The sequence below is a fragment of the Micromonospora sp. NPDC047134 genome (assembly GCF_040643455.1).
In the GTDB taxonomy this organism is placed as follows: domain Bacteria; phylum Actinomycetota; class Actinomycetes; order Mycobacteriales; family Micromonosporaceae; genus Micromonospora.
The window spans coordinates 79,687-95,708 of record NZ_JBEYUI010000008.1 but is presented as its reverse complement, the minus strand read 5'-3'; the positions used below and the strand labels follow the sequence as shown (position 1 = coordinate 95,708).

Here is a 16,022-nt window from a genome sequence, read left to right as displayed (position 1 = left end):
CCCCTCAGCCGGCGACCCGGATGAGGCGGGCGGACAGGTGCGGCGACAGCGGCTGACCCACGGCGGCCATGTCCTGGGCGTACAGCAGGGCGCCCTCGACGATGCCGAACAGGCGGTGACCGGCGGTGACCTCCTTGGCGGTGGCGGTACGCACCACCGCGTCGGTGACGAACTCGATCTGGGTGCCCTTGCGCCGCCCGATGTGCAGCTCCATCACCCCGGTCGGGACGGTCAGCAGGGCCTCCAGTTCGTCCGTGACCCGGTCACCGTCGAACACCGGTCGCCACCAGCCGACCTCCCGTCCCGCCGGGCGCACCGGGCGGGACTCTTCGTCGAGCAGCCACGCCCGGGACTCGTACGACAGGAAGGGTCGGCCGTCGTGGCTGATCCGGATCTCCTGGGCGTAGTCGAAGTCCTCGATGGTGGGGAAGCCGCCCCGGCCCCGGCCGCGCCACACCCCGACGTACGGCAGCAGGCCGTCCAGGGCCGGATGCAGCTTGGGCCCCACCCGCAGGTCGTGACTCTCCTCGAAGGGATACGGATCGACCGGCGGGGCGTTCAGCCACGGCGGCGGTGCCAGCGGGTTGTCGTCACTCATCACTTGCCTCTTGAGATGCGCACGGCCAGATAGATCAGGCCACCGGCGAGCGCGCCCAGGCCGGCGACCAGCAAGCTGACGAACCCGATCTCGGTGACCATCGGCCTCATCCTATGCTGGCCCCATGGCCCGCACTCTCGTCGTCAAGGCCACCGCCGGAGCGGACGGCCCGGAGCGGTGCGCCCAGGCCTTCACGGTGGCGGCCACGGCCGCCGCCGCAGGTGTGCCCGTCTCCCTCTGGTTGACCGGGGAATCCACCTGGTTCGCGCTGCCGGGGCGGGCGCAGGATTTCGAGTTGCCGCACTCCGCGCCGCTGGCCGAACTGCTGCACGTGATCCTCACCACTGGGACGGTGACCGCGTGCACCCAGTGTGCGGCCCGCCGGGACATCGGCCCGGACGACGTGATCCCGGGCGTCCGGATCGCCGGGGCGGCCGTGTTCGTGGAGGAGACGATGGCCGAGGGAGCCCAGGCGCTCGTCTACTGACCCGGGGCCGCCGTAAGGCCGGACCGGCTGCTGTGGACATCGACCTCGGCAACACGGGAGAACCTGCCCGACAACTCCGACATATGCCTACGATTCGGGTGTGGACGAGGCGATCGAGCAGTTCTTTGCCAGCTTGCCGGCTCGCGGCCCCCAGGAGATGCGCAGCTCGCTCGCCGGCACCCTGCGGATCGACCTCTCCGACGGCGAACGCACAGAGCACTGGGTGCTCCGGCTGCGACCGGGTGTCATCGAGGTCGAGCGGGGACCGGCCGAGGCCGATTCCATCTGGTACTGCAGCGTGGATCTGTTCGACCGGTTGGTGACCGGACGGGCCGAGCCCCTGGCCGCGCTGTTTCGCAACGAGTGCAGCTTCAGCGGCAGGGTCCCGATGTTCCTGATCCTGCGGCGGTTGTTTCCCTCCGCGCCAGGCGTCCAGGATCCCCGCACGAGGGCCCGCGAGCAGGCCGGGACGGCACAGTGAAGGAACTGGTCAGCATCCTGGACGGCAACACCTTCCTGGTCAGCGACCGGGGTGGGGACATCGAGCCCTCCCTCGACTTTCCGACCGGCCTGTTCGCCTTCGACACCCGGTTCCTCTCCACCTGGCTGCTGCTGCTCGACGGCGAGCGGCTACAGCCCCTGTCCGTCGAAGACGATGAGACCTATCGGACCCGCTACTACCTCGTGCCGGGCGAACCCAGCCACTTCCTGGACACGAAGGTCTCCATCATCCGCAGCCGGGCCATCAGGGACGGCTTCGACGAGGAACTGACCGTGTTGAACCACTCCGGCCAGGAGATGGCCTTCACCGTCCGCATGGAGATCGCCGCCGACTTCGCCGACCTGTTCGAGATCAAGAACGTCCAGCCCAAACAGGGCAGCCAGACTGTCAGGATCGAGGATGATGCGCTACGGCTGAGCTACCGCCGGGAGGCCTTCCACCGCGAGACCCTGGTGCGCAGCAGCACCCCGGTCGCGGTCGACAAGGAAGGCATGACCTTCTCGATCCGGATCGAGCCGCACGGAGAGTGGACCACCCGGCTGAAGACCTCCACGGTGATCTACGGCGCGCGGGGCGAGGATATCCGCAATCGACTGCCGTTGGCCGGCGGCCGCAGCACGGCGGCCATCCAGGCCGAACACGAGGAGATCATCGCCAACGCCCCCAAGCTCAGCGCCAGCAGCAGCCCCCTGGCCGCCGCGTACCGGCGCAGCCTGGAGGATCTGGCCTCGCTACGGTACGAGTCGATCACCCTGAGGGTCCGGTTGATGGCCGCCGGGTTGCCCTGGTTCATGACCCTGTTCGGCAGGGACAGCCTCATCACCTCGCTTCAGGTGCTGCCCTTCCTGCCGGACATCGTTCCGCCCACCCTGATGATGTTGGCCGGGTTGCAGGGGTTCCGGGTCGACGACTTCCGCGACGAGGAGCCGGGCAAGATCCTGCACGAGCTGCGCTACGGCGAGTCCGCCGGATTCGAGGAGCAGCCCCACTCGCCGTACTACGGCTCGGCCGACTCCACCCCCCTGTTCGTGATCCTGCTCGACGAATACGAGCGATGGACCGGCGACAGCGGGCTGATCAAGGAACTGGAGTACCCCACCCGGCTGGCGCTGGACTGGATCGACACGTACGGCGACCTGCTCGGTACCGGCTACCTCTGGTACGAGACCCGCAACGACCGCAACGGGCTGGAGAACCAGTGCTGGAAGGACTCCTGGGACGGCATCTCCTACGCGGACGGGCGGCTACCCGGCTTCCCCCGGGCCACCTGCGAACTCCAGGGCTACGCCTACGACGCCAAGCGGCGCGGCGCCCGGCTGGCCCGGCTGTTCTGGAACGACCCGCAGTACGCCGACCGGTTGGAACGGGAGGCCGCCGCGCTCAAGGAACGGTTCAACCGGGACTTCTGGCTGCCGGACCGGGAGTACTACGCGCTGGCGCTGGACCGCGACGGCACCCCGGTGGACGCCCTCAGCTCCAACATCGGGCACCTGCTGTGGAGCGGCATCGTCGATGAGTCGAAGGCCGGGCGGATCGCCGAGCACCTGCTGGGACCGCGACTGTTCTCCGGGTGGGGGGTCCGCACCCTCGCCGACGACCAGGGTCGGTACAACCCGATCGGATACCACGTCGGCACGGTCTGGCCCTTCGACAACTCCCTGATCGCCTGGGGCCTGTGGAAGTACGGCTTCCGCGATGAGGCCGCCCGGATCTGCGAGTCGATGCTCGCCGCCTCGCACTACTTCAACGGCCGACTGCCGGAGGCCTTCGCCGGCTACGAACGCGACCTGACCGACTTCCCGGTGCAGTACCCGACGGCGTGCAGTCCCCAGGCCTGGTCGGCGGGAACCCCTCTGCTGCTGCTGCGGATCCTGCTGGGGCTGGAACCCGAGGACGAGCACCTGATCATCGACCCGTACCTGCCGCAGGGGATGGGTCGGGTGGAACTGCTGGACATCCCCGGCCGCTGGGGTCGGGTGGACGCCCTGGGTCGCAGCCACCGCCGCGACGACAGGTGAGGGCGGGTACCCCTCAGCCGGCACACCCCACGGTGGCCGAGACGACCGTCCTGTCCGAGTGCAGTTGGACGAGCATGGCCACCCCGTTGCTGCGGTAGGCGTACACCTCGTCGGTGGCCACCACTGGGGTGCCGCCGGCCAGCGGGGCCAGGGCGGCCTGCGGTGACCGGTCGGTCGCCGGGGCGGTGCCGCGCAGGGTACGTGCGGTCTCGCCTCCGGGGCAGGTGGCCTGCACCGCCTCGGTCGGGTCGGTGACCGTGGCGCCGAGGGCGGCCAGCGCCCGGGCCAGCGCGTTCGACTCCGTGCTCGCCGCGGTCCCCGGCAGCAGCGTCCCGGGCAGGGCGTCGACCGGGCGGCAGCCCGTCTCCGCGCTCAGCCGCACCCAACCCTCGGCGGCGGCACGGCCCTGGACGGTGACGAACTCCCCCGCGTCCGCGCGCAGCCGGGGACCCTCCGGGGTGAGCCGGACACCGGCCCGCCAGTCCGAGGGCAGTCCGTCGGCGATCCGTTCCAGCAGGGCCCGTTCCTCACCCGGCGGCACGGCCAGCTCCATGTGACTGCGCAGGATCGCGCCCTCGGCGAACGGGGTTACCCGACAGCCCCGCTCGACCTCCGGTGGCGCCAGCGCGTACACCGTGCCGGAGGCCGCCGCGGCCAGCTCGCCGATCGCGGCCTCGACCCGCGAGGCCGCCTGGGCCAGGGTGCGCTGCTCGCGGACGGTGGGCGGATCGTTGCGGGCCGAGTACCAGGTCAGACCGGCCAGCAGCACCGCCCAGGCCACGGTCGCCACGACCAGCCACCGCGGCCAGCGGCTGCCGGGCTCCGGTGGCGGAGGGCCGGCGGGAGGGGCGTACCCCGTCTGGGCTGCACTGCTCACCGAGCCATGGTGTCACGCGGATCCTCGGGGGGCGTGGCCAGCCGGTAGCCGACCCCGCGGACGGTCTGCACCTGGGGGCCGCCGGTCAGGGCCCGCAGCTTACGCCGCAGTCGCTTGATCGCGGAATGCAGGATCGCGGTGTCGCCGAGGTAGGCCCCACCCCACACGGAGGCGAACAGCCGCTCGTAGCTCCACAGGCTTATCGGTGGGCTGGCCAGCCTGGCCAGCAACTCCCGCTCGGTACGGGTCAACCCCACCGGTACCCCCTGCCAGGTGACCAGGTGCCCGGCGCGGTCGATCACCAGATCGGCCCAGCCGCCCACCGCCCCGGGTCGGATCTCGGCGGCTGCTACCTCCGCCGGGTCGGGCTCCCCCGGCGGCTCGGGGAACATCGCCCGCAGTTGGGCCAGGTCGGCGCAGATCACCACCGGGCCCACCCCGTCGAGTCGTTGCACCACCCGCTGCCGGACAGCGGCATCGCTGCTGACGCAGACCAGGATCGGGATCTCCATTCCGGACACGCTGCCTCCCCGAAAGCCCGCGCTGACCTGCGACTTCCCACTAATCGACAATGACGGCCACCGATGGCTTCGCCCGCTCAGCCTAACGGTCAGGATCGCGCCACGTCACTGACCGAGTACTGACTGACGCCTTCCATTGATCACTGATCGTCGGCGCAGAAGCATGACTCTCAGCGGCCGGGCACCACCAGTCACCCACACGTCCGACCGCTCCGCGGCGTCAGGCTCCGACCCGCGGGTGCCCGTCCCCGATCGGGACGACGAAGTGGGGGAGGAACCTTTGTTCACACGACCATCCGCACGATCAACCTGGTGGCGGGCAGTGGCGGTGTCGACCGCCGCCCTGCTGGCCTGCACCGCCCAACCCGCGGTCGCCGCGGCGGCACCACAGCCGTCGCAGCGGGCCACGGTCGACCAGGCCCTGCTGGACCGCTTCGCCACCACCGACAGCACGGCCTTCCTGGTCTACCTGCGGGAGACCGCACCCCTGGCCGAGGCCGCCAAGGCCCGCGACGCCGACGACCGGGCCCGTACGGTGCACCGGCTGCTCACCAGCACCGCCGATCGCAGTCAGGCCGACCTGCGCGAACTGCTCGACGATCGAAAGGTGCCGCACACCGCGTACTGGATCGCCAACGCGATCCGGGTGGAGGGCGACAAGGCGTTGCTCGACGAGATCGCCGGTCGGCCCGAGGTGTCCCGGATCGCGCCGAGTCGCAGCTACCCCCTGCTGCTGCCGACCTCCAGCGAGGCGACCCGGGCCCGTACCGCCGCCGTCGAATGGGGGCTGACCAACATCGGCGCGCCCCGGGTCTGGGAGGACTTCGGCGGCCGCGGTGAGGGCATCGTGGTGGCCAACATCGACAGCGGGGTGCAGTACGACCACCCGGCCCTGGTCGCCTCCTACCGGGGCAACCTGGGCGGCGGCTTCGACCACGCGTACAACTGGTTCGACCCGGCCGGGGTCTGCACCGGCACCGCGCCCTGCGACAACAACGACCACGGCACCCACACCATGGGCACGATGGTCGGCGACGACGGCGCCGGCAACCAGATCGGGGTGGCACCGGGGGCCAAGTGGATCGCCGCGAAGGGTTGCGAGGCCCGCAGCTGCTCCGACGCCTCCCTGCTCGCCTCCGGCCAGTGGGTGCTCGCCCCGACGGACGCCAACGGCCAGAACCCCCGGCCGGATCTGCGCCCCGACATCGTGAACAACTCCTGGGGCGGTGACGGCGGGGACCTCTGGTACCAGCAGACCATCGCCGCCTGGCGGGCCGCCGGGATGTTCCCGGTCTTCTCCTCCGGCAACGACGGCCCGAGCTGCGGCAGCGCCGGCTCCCCCGGCGACAACTCGAACGCGTACGCGGTCGGGGCCTACGACGTGAACGACAACATCGCCAGCTTCTCCGGTCGGGGCTCCGGCACCGCCCTGATCAAGCCGAACATCGCCGCCCCCGGCAGCGGGGTGCGCTCCAGCGTCCGCAACGGGGGGTACGCCTCGTTCAGCGGCACCTCGATGGCCGCTCCGCACGTCTCCGGCACGGTGGCCCTGATGTGGTCCGCCGCGCCCAGCCTGCGCGGGGACGTCACCGCCACCGAGGAGTTGCTGGACCGCACCGCCCGCGATGTCGACGCCACCACCTGCGGCGGCACCCCGGCCGACAACAACGTCTTCGGCGAGGGCCGGTTGGACGCCTACGCGGCCGTACGCGACGCCCCTAGGGGCCCGATCGGTCGGGTCACCGGCCGGGTGACCGACGCGGCCGACGGGGACCCGATCGTCGGTGCCACCGTGACCGACGGCACCCGCAGCATCACCACCGGCCCGGACGGTCGGTACGCGCTGAGCGTTTCGGCCGGCGAGATCACCCTGACGGTCAGCGCCTACGGCTACACCGGACAGACCGCCACGGTCACCGTCGCCGAGGGCGGCGCGGTCACCCGCGACTTCGCCCTGACCGCCAACCCCACGGTCACCGTGCAGGGCAAGGTCACCGACGGTTCCGGTCACGGCTGGCCGTTGTACGCCCGGATAGAGGTGGCCGGCCGACCCGGCGGGCCGGTCTTCACCGACCCGGTGACCGGGCGCTACTCCTTCACCGTGCCGGGTGGCACCTCGTACCGGCTGACCGTCACCGCGCGCTACCCCGGCTATCAGACCGTCACCCGTGAGGTGGCCGTGGCCGGGCAGAACGTCACCGCCAACGTGGCCGTACCGGTCGAGGCGGGCTGCGTCGCGGCAGGCTACACCGGCAGCTTCAGCACCCCCCTGCTGACGCAGAGCTTCGACGGCACCACCGCGCCCCCGGGCTGGACGGTGACCAACCGCACCGCCTCCGGCGGGTGGGTCTTCACGGACGCCCGCTCACGCGGCAACCTGACCGGCGGCTCGGGCGGGTTCGCCATCATCGACAGCGACGCCCTGGGCAGCGGCAACACCCAGGACACCGACCTGGTCACCCCGCCGCTGGCGTTGTCCGGGGTCAGCGCGCCGGTGCTGCGCTTCCGCAGTGACTGGCGGGCGGTCGGCGTCACCGACACGGCCGACATCGACGTCTCCACGGACGCCGGGGCCACCTGGACCAACGTCTGGCACCAGACCTCCAGCCGTCGCGGCCCCCGGGTGGAGGAGGTGCCGCTGACCCCGGCCGCCAACGCCGAGTCCGCCCTGGTCCGCTTCCGGTTCAAGGGCACCTTCGCCTGGTGGTGGCAGGTGGACGACGTGGAGCTGGTCAACCGGGAGTGCACCCCGGTGCCGGGCGGACTGGTGGTGGGCAACACCACCGACCGCAACACCGGCGAGGCGATCAACGGGGTGAACGTGGCCAGTGTCCACCAGCCCGAGGACCGAGCGGTGTCGGCGGCCACCCCGGAGGACGAGGCCCAGCCGGACGGCTTCTACTGGATCTTCTCGACCCTGACCGGTACCCATCCCTTCACCGCCAGCCGGACCCCGTACCAGCCGGTGACGAAGGATGTCGCCGTGGTCTCCGACGGGGTGAAGCGGGCCAACTTCGCCCTCGGCGCCGGCCGGTTGACGGTCAGCCCGACCACCATCGAGTCGCATCAGCGACACGGGGTGGTGCGGACCACCAAGGTGACCGTCCGCAACACCGGCAGCGCACCGGCAGCGGTCGACCTGCTGGAGCGGTCCGGCGAGTTCGAGCTGCTCAACCAGGGTGGGGCAGCCCTGGTCGAGCAGAAGATGAAGGGCATCAGCAAGGCCCGCACCGGTATCGCGTACGGCGGGGCCGCCCCGGAGTCCGGCACCCGGGCCGCGGACGACGCCTGGAGTGACATCGCCCGACTGCCGGCCGCGGTCTACGACAACTCGGCGGCCTGGCTGGACGGCAAGGTCTACTCCGTCGGTGGCGGTGGCAGCACCGGCACCGAGCGCAAGGCATGGGTGTACGACCAGGGAGCCAACGCCTGGAGCGCCCTGCCCGATCTGCCGGTGGCCCGGTCCAAGCCGGCCACGGCTGCGATCAACGGCAAGCTGTACGCGATCGGTGGCTGGGGTGCCGGTGACGGCACGGTCGCCACGGTCGACGTCTTCGACCCGGCCGCCGGAACCTGGAGCACCGTCCCGGGTGCCACCAACCCGGCCCCGGTCGCCGCGGCCGGCACGGCGGTGCTCGGTGGCAAGGTCTACCTGGTCGGCGGCTGCGCCGATGCCACCTGCACGGACAGCGACCGGTTGGTGATCTTCGACCCCGCTACGAGTTCCTTCCGTACCGGTGCCGCCTATCCCCACCCGGTGTCCTGGCTGTCCTGCGGCGGGATCGGTTCCTCGGTCTACTGCGCCGGTGGTACGGGCAGCACCGAGTACACCGACGCCTACCGGTACGACCCGACGGCCGACTCCTGGAGCCCGCTGCCCAGCCTTCCGCTGGAGCTGTGGGGTTCCCAGTACGCCGCCGCCGGTGGCCTGCTGGTGCTGGCCGGTGGGGTGACCGCCGGGTCGACCACGGTCACCAACCGCACGGTCGGCTTCGATCCGGTCACCGGGGCCTGGCGTGATCTGCCGAACGCCAAGTTCGCCCGGTACCGGGGTGCCGCCGCCTGCGGGGCGTACAAGATCGGTGGTTCGCCCAGTTCCTTCGTGGGCAGCGCGGACAGTGAGCGCCTCGGTGGCCTGGAGCTCTGCGCGACCGCGGCGGATCTGCCCTGGTTGAGCAGTTCACCGAGCACCTTCACGCTGGCCCCGGGGGCCTCGAAGACGGTGACGGTGACCCTGGACGCCACCACGGAGGCGGGGGTGCTCCAACCGGGTCGGTACACCGGTGAGCTGGCGATCACCTCCGACACCCCCTACCCGGTCACCCCGGTCTCGGTGGAGATGAACGTGTCGCCGCCGAACAGCTGGGGCAAGATCCAGGGCACGGTCACGGGCACCACCTGCGGCGGGGTCACCGTGGGGATTCCGGCCATCGTCCGGGTGAACCTGATCTCGGCGGGCACCGGCACCACCCTGACCGCGGACGCCTCCGGCAAGTACGCCTGGTGGCTGCCGCGCGGCCGGTACGAGGTGATCGTCGCCAAGGACGGGTGGGTGCCGCAGGTGCAGCGCCACCAGATCGAGGCCGGCATCGTGGGCACCCTGAACTTCGCCCTCGAACCGACCTCCAACTGCACCAGAGCAACCGGAATCTGATCCGACACATCCTGGTGGCCGCCGGTCGTGCATCGACCGGCGGCCACTGCTTTCGCGGCAGTCGGGCCGGTTCGTGGTAGTCGCTGCCTCGTCGGGCGGTCCAGCCCGTTGGTAACGGTCAAGGCCGCCCGATGGGCCTTTGGGGGACAGGCCCCTTCCGTACCCAGAAGTGATTCATCAGCAGGCCGATCACCTGGTCAGGAAAGTGGCCGGGCGCATCGACCGGCAGCCCACCCATCCAGCTTCGCCCCGATCATTTGCGGACGTGCGGCACCGGCAGGGCATTCCCGGGTGGTCCGATCGGGCGAGAATGATCACCCTCCTTGGCGATCCGCCTAACATCACTTAGCGTTATCAGCAGGCCTCCAACGCGAACCCCCCTCACATCCCCTGCTGCCTGCGAATCGACCCCCAATGCCCGAAGTAATCCTGACCGCGACGATTGCTGTGAGTAGTCTCGTGCTGCTCCTCATAGTCGCTTCCTTCGGGTACGGCTTTCTCCGCCCGGCGGTGGGCTACCAGCCCCGGCACGCGGCCCGCCCGCCCCGCTTCGGGCCGGTACGCCCGGATGAGGTGGCCATCCTGATCGCCTGCCGCAACGGCGCCGCCACGATCGCGGCGACCGTACGCGCCGCCCGGGCCACCGGCAGCGACGTGTACCTGGTCTCGGACGACTCCTCGGACGACACCGCCGAACTCGCCGCCCAGGCCGGCGCCTGGGTGCTGCCGTTGCTGCAGAACGTCGGCAAGCCGGCCGCCCTGCACACCGCGTACGAGACCTTCGAACTCGGCCGCCGCTATCGCGCGGTGGCCATCCTCGACGACGACGTGGTGATCGCGCCGGACTTCGTCACCGAGGCCTTGGACAAGCTGACCGACGAGGTCAGCATCGTGGTGGGACACAACGCCACCTGGTGGCCGCCGGAGCGACGGTGGAACCCGTGGCTGGCCAAGCGGGCCTACAGCTACTGGATGTACCAGGCGGTGATCCGCCGGATCCAGAGCCACTTCAACGTCATGAACTGCATCTCCGGCTCGAACTCCGTCTACCGGACCGAACTGCTGGACGAGGTGCTGCCCACCCAGCCCCCGTACATCGTCGACGACACCTACTGGGTGCTGGAGACCCACCGGCGCAACCTGGGCCGGGTGGTCTACGCGCCCCGCGCCCTGGCCCACCTCCAGGACCCCACCAACCTGCGCGACTGGTACCGGCAGAACCTGCGGTGGATGTGGGGCACCTTCCAGGGGGTCATCGGCCACCGGGTGGGCCGGTACGCCACCCGCTTCGACTACGCGTACGTCCTGCTGATGGCGCACTGGCTGCTGTACGTCGCCGGTGGTCCGCTGACCCTGTGGCTGATCGCCACCGCCGGGCCGGGCCTGCTGCCCGGCCTGCTGTTCCTGCTGATCGGCCAGGGCATCTGGGTGGGCATCGCCGCCTGGCGACTACGCCACTGGCAACTCCCACTCTTCCTGCCCGTGATCATCGTCGCTGACCTGTTGTACCGGGTGATCCTGGTGCACGCCCTGGTGAAGGCGATCCGTCAACCCACGGTCGATCGATGCGTCTGGGACTCCCCGGCGCGCATCGCCGTCGGGGCCAAGGGATGAGGGAGGTGAGAACATGTCCGCGAACCAGGACCTCCCGCTGACCGGCGCGTCTACCGCCGCCGTCGGCCTGGTCGGCAGCATCCTGCTGGGGCTGGGTGCCCTGCTGGTGACCGTCGCCAACTGGGGCGCCAAGGCCCGGCGCAAGGTCAGCTGATCGAGCGAGCGCCAGCCTGAGGTGCAAGAACCACAGACGGTACGGCCGTCGGGACGCCCCCGGCGGCCGTACCCGTTCCCAGCTCCGTCTTCAGCTCACGGCCGACGCAGCCAGGTCCCCGGATCAGTCACGAACACACCCTTGCCCTGCCGCCGTTCGATGACTTCAAGCGCCTCAAGCCGGATGTAGACCTGCTGGATCGTGGATGCGCCAACTCGATGTATCTCGCAGAGCTGCGCAATCGACGGAAGCTTCTCGCCCGGCTTCAATTTGCCGCTCTCGACATCCGACATGATCGCGTTGGCGATCCTCAGGTAATCCGGTGTGGCAGGCATGGCGCTCCTCGCGTGGCTCTTGGATTCGATCACGTCTTCACGCAGTTCGACAAGCCGACGCCCAGGTGCCTTGACTTATGCGTGTTATGCGCATAAGTTGGCTGTCGAGCGCTCCTCGCGTGGCAACGAGCAGAGCTCAGTCCCCCAGTCGGGGTGGACCGCCCTTCCGGTCCACCCCGACACCCCCTCGTTCTCGATGGGCTGTGGAGCTGTGGCAGTCCAGCTGTCGCTACCCCTGGAGAAAGCACAGCTGAGCTGCCACAGCTCCCCCGACACCGACCCAGCCAGCCAGCCAGCCAGCCGGAGAGAGGTGATTTACATGCGGGAGGTCGGCGGTGACGAGCGGGCTCGCTTCGTCGTACACCTGACCATCCGGGCGGCCGACCTGCCGGCCGCTCACCTGCTGGCTCGCGCCCTCACCCGCTCCCTGGGGTTCCTGCCCGAGGTGGTGACCGGCGAGACGACGATCTCGGTGGAGGGCGCGCCGGACGTACAGCATCAGGTGTTCTGTGACCGGTCGATGGGTCGGGACCGGCGCTGTCTGCTGCGGCCCGGCCACGGCGGCGGTTGTTCCCGCCACCTGCTCCGCCCGCTGCCCCGCTGACCGGCGCCGCTCTGGGTGCGTTTCTTGTCGTCGGGGCAGCAACAAGTGCACCCGGCGATCCTCGCCGGGGCCGGGAATGGCGCGTGGCCCGGTCCCCCACGGATCAGGGGAGCCGGGCCACGCGGCCGGTGGTTCGTGGGTCAGTCGGTGACCGTTACGGTCACCTCGTTGACGCCCCGGTTGGCGGTGACGGCGATGTCGCCGTTGCCGTGGCGGGACAGCGCCCGCAGGGTCCAGTTGCCGGGGGCGGCGAAGAACCGGAACTGACCGGCCTGCGAGGTCACCACCTCGGCGGTGAACTCACCGGTCGAGTCGAGCAGACGGACGTACGCACCCGGCACCACCTCGTCCTGCGCGGAGCGGACGACACCGGTGATGACGGTTTCCTTCTCCAGGTCGATGCTGGCGGGCAGGGGTGCCGCCTGATCCGGGGCGGCGCAACCGGCCGCGGTGGGTGCGGTCATCTCAGGCCTCCCCCGGCTCATCGCCGAGCGCGATCGGCACACCGATCAGCGAGCCGTACTCGGTCCACGAGCCGTCGTAGTTCTTCACGTTGGGGTGGCCGAGCAGCTCCTGAAGGACGAACCAGCTGTGCGAGGAGCGCTCGCCGATCCGGCAGTACGCGATGGTCTCCTTGCCGTCGTCCAGCCCCGCCTCGCCGTAGAGCTTGCGCAGCTCGTCATCGGACTTGAAGGTGCCGTCCTCGTTGGCCGCCTTGGACCACGGCACACTGATCGCGGTCGGGATGTGGCCACCCCGCTGCGCCTGCTCCTGGGGCAGGTGGGCGGGGGCCAGCAGGCGACCGGCGTACTCGTCGGGGCTGCGCACGTCGACCAGGTTCTTGGTGCCGATCGCGGCGACGACCTCGTCGCGGAAGGCCCGGATGCTGTTGTCCGGCTCGCTGGCGACGTACTGGGTGGCCGGGCGGGTCACGGTGTCCTTGACCAGGGGCCGGGCGTCCAGCTCCCACTTCTTGCGACCGCCGTCGAGCAGCTTGACGTCACCGTGGCCGTAGAGCTTGAAGTACCAGTACGCGTACGCGGCGAACCAGTTGTTGTTACCGCCGTAGAGGATGACGGTGTCGTCGTTGCTGATCCCCTTCTCGGAGAGCAGCGCCTCGAACTGGGCCTTGTTGACGAAGTCCCGACGGATCGGGTCCTGCAGGTCGGTCTTCCAGTCGAGCTTGATGGCGCCGGCCAGGTGGCCGGTGTCGTAGGCCGAGGTGTCCTCGTCGACCTCGACGAAGACGACGCCCGGGGCGTCGAGGTTCTTCTCGGCCCATTCGGCCGAGACGAGTGCGGTGTCGCGACTCATCAGATCACTCCCTGGTGAGGATGGTGTGGTGAGCCAGCGCGCGGAGGTCTGGGATGTTGAAGTTTGTCGCACCACGCGCGGGACCCAGAGCTAGGAACGGATCACGGGTTTGTGCGACGGCGCCGCTGCCGGGCGTCCGGTGAGGTGCACCGGGATAGAGGTACGCAAACCCCGAGTGCCGATTGGCCGCTATGCGGCCGGAAGCAGCCCCGCCGTCAGATGACGGGGCGACACAGGCAGGTGGCCACGCGGCACAGGTCGACCGCGCGCCGTTTGGTGAGGAGCGTCCCCATGAGCACGGAGCCTACCAGCGATCCCAGTTTTCTCCAGGGGCCCGACCAGCATCCGGGATGCTGAGCCCGAGGTCAGCCCACGGAATTGATCGGCACGTCTCGCGCGTCCGCGGTCACCGTCAGGCCCTGGGGCTGCGGGACCACCTCCCGGACGGTGAGCTGGAAGGGCAACTCCGGCAGGGGTACCTCGATCGAGATGCTGCGGGCGAAGTTGTTCAGCAGGGTACGGGCCAACGGGGCGGTGGGCAGCCCTTCGGCGTCCAGGTCGGCGAATCGCAGGGCGATCTTGCCCTCCTCGCTGACCACGATGTCGGCGACCCCGGTGACGGTGAGCTGTTGGCCGAGGACCTCCAGGGGGGCGGTGACGGCGAGCTGCCCGTTGCGTTCGCCGAGCACCAGTCCTTCCCGGTTCAGCAGGGCGGCCAGGCTCTGGTAGCTGATGGTGGCCGTGCCGTTGACCGTCTCGGCCACCACGTCGCCCTGACCGGTACGCAGGGTCTGCAGCGAGGCCCGGACGTTGTGGGCGTCCACGTCGAGGCTGGGCAGGGAGACCGCGTCGCCCTGCACCGCGCCCTGCACGTCGCGCATCCGGATGGTGATGCGCTCGTACCGCCCGTCCAGGACCTGGGTGAGGAAGGGGAAACCACCCACCTCCACCTCCGGCGGCGAAGACTGGGCGTTCTGCCGGGCGACCTGTTCGCGGACCTCGTCGGCGATGGTGCGCTCGGCCACCCCGGCCGCCACCCGGTCGGCGATGAAGATCAGCCCGGCCAGGACCAGCAGCAGGACGACGAACCCGATCAGTAGCTTGCGGCCGCGTCGCCGCGGTCGCCGTCCGGACGTCTGCTCGTGGTCCACGCCGCCTCCTTGGCTTCCCGTACGCCGTCTCGTCTTTCCGTACGCCGTTGCCCGCGCACGGTGGTACCCGAAGCCCGTTTCACTCAATCACGCCCTCGGCGCGACCGGTCACAGCAGCAGCCGACACATCAGGTAGGCCGCCGGTGCCGCCATAGCCAGGGCGGCCAGGGGCCCCTGCACGTGCTGGGCCGCCCAGGCGGTGGGGGGTTCCCCCGCCATCAGCCGACCGGCCTCGGCGTAGCTGACCGCCAGGTCGGCCAGTACGGCGACGACCGCCGCGACCAGCCCGAGGATCGCGGCCCGGGTGGGGGTGAAGGGGGTGACCAGGTAGCTGCCGAGCACCGCGCCGAACAGGGTGCCCACCATCGCACCACCGACCACCCCGGCGGCTCCCCGGGGCACCTGGGGTGCCAGCCGGGGCCAGGCGGCGAAGGCGTCCGTCGCGCGGGCAATCGCCACCGCTACCGCGCCCGCGGTCAGGCAGACGACGATGGCCTGGGTGCCGGCGGGAATCCGGCTGAGCACGATCAGGGTGGCGAAGGCCACCGCCCCGAACATGATGGTGGCCGTGGTCCGCAGGGAGTCCATGACCCGCACCCGGTCCACCCGGCGCACCAACTGCCCCAGCACGGCTACCAGCACCGCGCCGATGGCGATGAGGAACAGTGGCCCGATCCGGGGGGTGGCACTGCGTACCGCGATCACGTCGGCGGTCAGGGCGGTCAGGGCGCCGACCCCGAGCACCACCGCCACCGCCGGTGGCCGGGTGACCATCGTCCAGCCCAGCACGAACAGCAGTTGCACCGTGAGCACCACGATGGTGAAGGGCAGCCGGTGGTCGGGCCCGGCGGTGTACGCGCCGAGGACCAGGCCCAGCCCGAGCAGGAGGGCGAACCCGGCGATGGCGAGGGAGAGTTGCCGGCTAACCTCGACCGGCGGCTCGGTCTCCTCCTCGTCCTCATCGTCGAGGGCCTCGTCTGAGCGGCGTGCCGAGCCGCCACGGCGCAGGCGTCGGGGGCCGCCGGAGCGACGACGGTCGTCGTTGGCCACGGCCGGGCCGGCCGACGGTGCCGCACCACCGCCTGGGGGCAGGTCGTCCGCCCAGGGCTCGCGGCCGGTCTCGGGTGAGCTGGAGGGAACCACCCACCGATCGTGCCAGACCGGGCCGTCAACGCGGGTGTCCCGGTTTCCGC

At 70.5% G+C, this 16,022-nt stretch carries 17 protein-coding genes; 7 read left to right on the top strand and 10 right to left on the bottom strand.

The window, feature by feature from the left end; genetic code table 11:
* Positions 1-4: 4 nt before the first annotated feature.
* Together ABZ795_RS12825 and mtfM are read right to left on the bottom strand one after the other, a co-directional pair.
* Positions 5-598 carry an FABP family protein gene (locus tag ABZ795_RS12825; RefSeq protein WP_357530412.1) on the bottom strand — a complete coding sequence of 198 codons (594 nt, stop codon included), beginning with the start codon at positions 596-598 and terminating at the stop codon, positions 5-7.
* Positions 598-699 (bottom strand): small membrane protein MtfM, encoded by a 102-nt coding sequence (gene mtfM / locus ABZ795_RS12820; RefSeq protein ID WP_013736135.1) that lies wholly within the window; start codon positions 697-699, stop codon positions 598-600. The genes ABZ795_RS12825 and mtfM overlap by 1 nt, the downstream gene beginning before the upstream one ends.
* 23 nt (positions 700-722) lie before the next feature.
* Here mtfM and ABZ795_RS12815 point away from each other — a divergent pair, with 23 nt between their 5' ends.
* The 3 genes from ABZ795_RS12815 (at position 723) to ABZ795_RS12805 (ending at position 3,605) form a co-directional block, all read left to right on the top strand.
* Complete coding sequence (locus tag ABZ795_RS12815) at positions 723-1,085, top strand: DsrE family protein (protein WP_357530411.1); 363 nt, start codon at positions 723-725, stop codon at positions 1,083-1,085.
* Positions 1,086-1,185: 100 nt separating this feature from the next.
* Positions 1,186-1,566, top strand: a complete 381-nt coding sequence (locus tag ABZ795_RS12810) for an SCP2 sterol-binding domain-containing protein (RefSeq protein WP_327023894.1) — start codon at positions 1,186-1,188, stop codon at positions 1,564-1,566.
* A complete protein-coding gene (locus ABZ795_RS12805; protein ID WP_357530410.1) occupies positions 1,563-3,605 on the top strand; it encodes a glycogen debranching N-terminal domain-containing protein in 2,043 nt (680 codons plus the stop codon). Before ABZ795_RS12810 ends, ABZ795_RS12805 begins: the two co-directional genes overlap by 4 nt.
* 13 nt (positions 3,606-3,618) lie before the next feature.
* On the opposite strand, the gene ABZ795_RS12800 is transcribed toward ABZ795_RS12805, so the two are convergent.
* Together ABZ795_RS12800 and ABZ795_RS12795 are read right to left on the bottom strand one after the other, a co-directional pair.
* Complete coding sequence (locus ABZ795_RS12800) at positions 3,619-4,482, bottom strand: hypothetical protein (protein WP_327023892.1); 864 nt, start codon at positions 4,480-4,482, stop codon at positions 3,619-3,621.
* A complete protein-coding gene (locus ABZ795_RS12795; RefSeq protein WP_327027401.1) occupies positions 4,479-4,994 on the bottom strand; it encodes a winged helix-turn-helix domain-containing protein in 516 nt (171 codons plus the stop codon). The genes ABZ795_RS12800 and ABZ795_RS12795 overlap by 4 nt, the downstream gene beginning before the upstream one ends.
* 331 nt (positions 4,995-5,325) lie before the next feature.
* Here ABZ795_RS12795 and ABZ795_RS12790 point away from each other — a divergent pair, with 331 nt between their 5' ends.
* From ABZ795_RS12790 to ABZ795_RS12780, 3 genes are all read left to right on the top strand, one after another.
* On the top strand, positions 5,326-9,657 hold the full coding sequence (locus ABZ795_RS12790; protein WP_357530409.1) for a S8 family serine peptidase: 4,332 nt from the start codon (positions 5,326-5,328) through the stop codon (positions 9,655-9,657).
* Between the two features lie 447 nt (positions 9,658-10,104).
* Complete coding sequence (locus ABZ795_RS12785) at positions 10,105-11,271, top strand: glycosyltransferase family 2 protein (RefSeq protein ID WP_357530408.1); 1,167 nt, start codon at positions 10,105-10,107, stop codon at positions 11,269-11,271.
* 13 nt (positions 11,272-11,284) lie between these two features.
* Positions 11,285-11,425, top strand: a complete 141-nt coding sequence (locus tag ABZ795_RS12780; RefSeq protein WP_327023889.1) for a hypothetical protein — start codon at positions 11,285-11,287, stop codon at positions 11,423-11,425.
* A gap of 95 nt (positions 11,426-11,520) precedes the next feature.
* On the opposite strand, the gene ABZ795_RS12775 is transcribed toward ABZ795_RS12780, so the two are convergent.
* Positions 11,521-11,760 (bottom strand): winged helix-turn-helix domain-containing protein, encoded by a 240-nt coding sequence (locus ABZ795_RS12775; protein ID WP_327027400.1) that lies wholly within the window; start codon positions 11,758-11,760, stop codon positions 11,521-11,523.
* A gap of 319 nt (positions 11,761-12,079) precedes the next feature.
* Here ABZ795_RS12775 and ABZ795_RS12770 point away from each other — a divergent pair, with 319 nt between their 5' ends.
* Complete coding sequence (locus tag ABZ795_RS12770) at positions 12,080-12,364, top strand: hypothetical protein (RefSeq protein ID WP_327023888.1); 285 nt, start codon at positions 12,080-12,082, stop codon at positions 12,362-12,364.
* 140 nt (positions 12,365-12,504) lie between these two features.
* Here ABZ795_RS12770 and ABZ795_RS12765 read toward each other — a convergent pair whose 3' ends face one another.
* The 5 genes from ABZ795_RS12765 to ABZ795_RS12745 all read right to left on the bottom strand — a co-directional run bounded on the left by ABZ795_RS12765 (position 12,505) and on the right by ABZ795_RS12745 (position 15,972).
* A complete protein-coding gene (locus ABZ795_RS12765) occupies positions 12,505-12,828 on the bottom strand; it encodes a DUF1416 domain-containing protein (protein WP_327023887.1) in 324 nt (107 codons plus the stop codon).
* A gap of 1 nt (position 12,829) precedes the next feature.
* On the bottom strand, positions 12,830-13,678 hold the full coding sequence (locus ABZ795_RS12760) for a sulfurtransferase (RefSeq protein WP_327023886.1): 849 nt from the start codon (positions 13,676-13,678) through the stop codon (positions 12,830-12,832).
* Positions 13,679-13,893: 215 nt separating this feature from the next.
* A complete protein-coding gene (locus ABZ795_RS12755; RefSeq protein WP_311202345.1) occupies positions 13,894-13,971 on the bottom strand; it encodes an Ms5788A family Cys-rich leader peptide in 78 nt (25 codons plus the stop codon).
* 72 nt (positions 13,972-14,043) lie between these two features.
* On the bottom strand, positions 14,044-14,829 hold the full coding sequence (locus ABZ795_RS12750) for a DUF2993 domain-containing protein (protein WP_327023885.1): 786 nt from the start codon (positions 14,827-14,829) through the stop codon (positions 14,044-14,046).
* Positions 14,830-14,937: 108 nt separating this feature from the next.
* Complete coding sequence (locus ABZ795_RS12745) at positions 14,938-15,972, bottom strand: hypothetical protein (protein WP_327023884.1); 1,035 nt, start codon at positions 15,970-15,972, stop codon at positions 14,938-14,940.
* Positions 15,973-16,022: the final 50 nt, after the last annotated feature.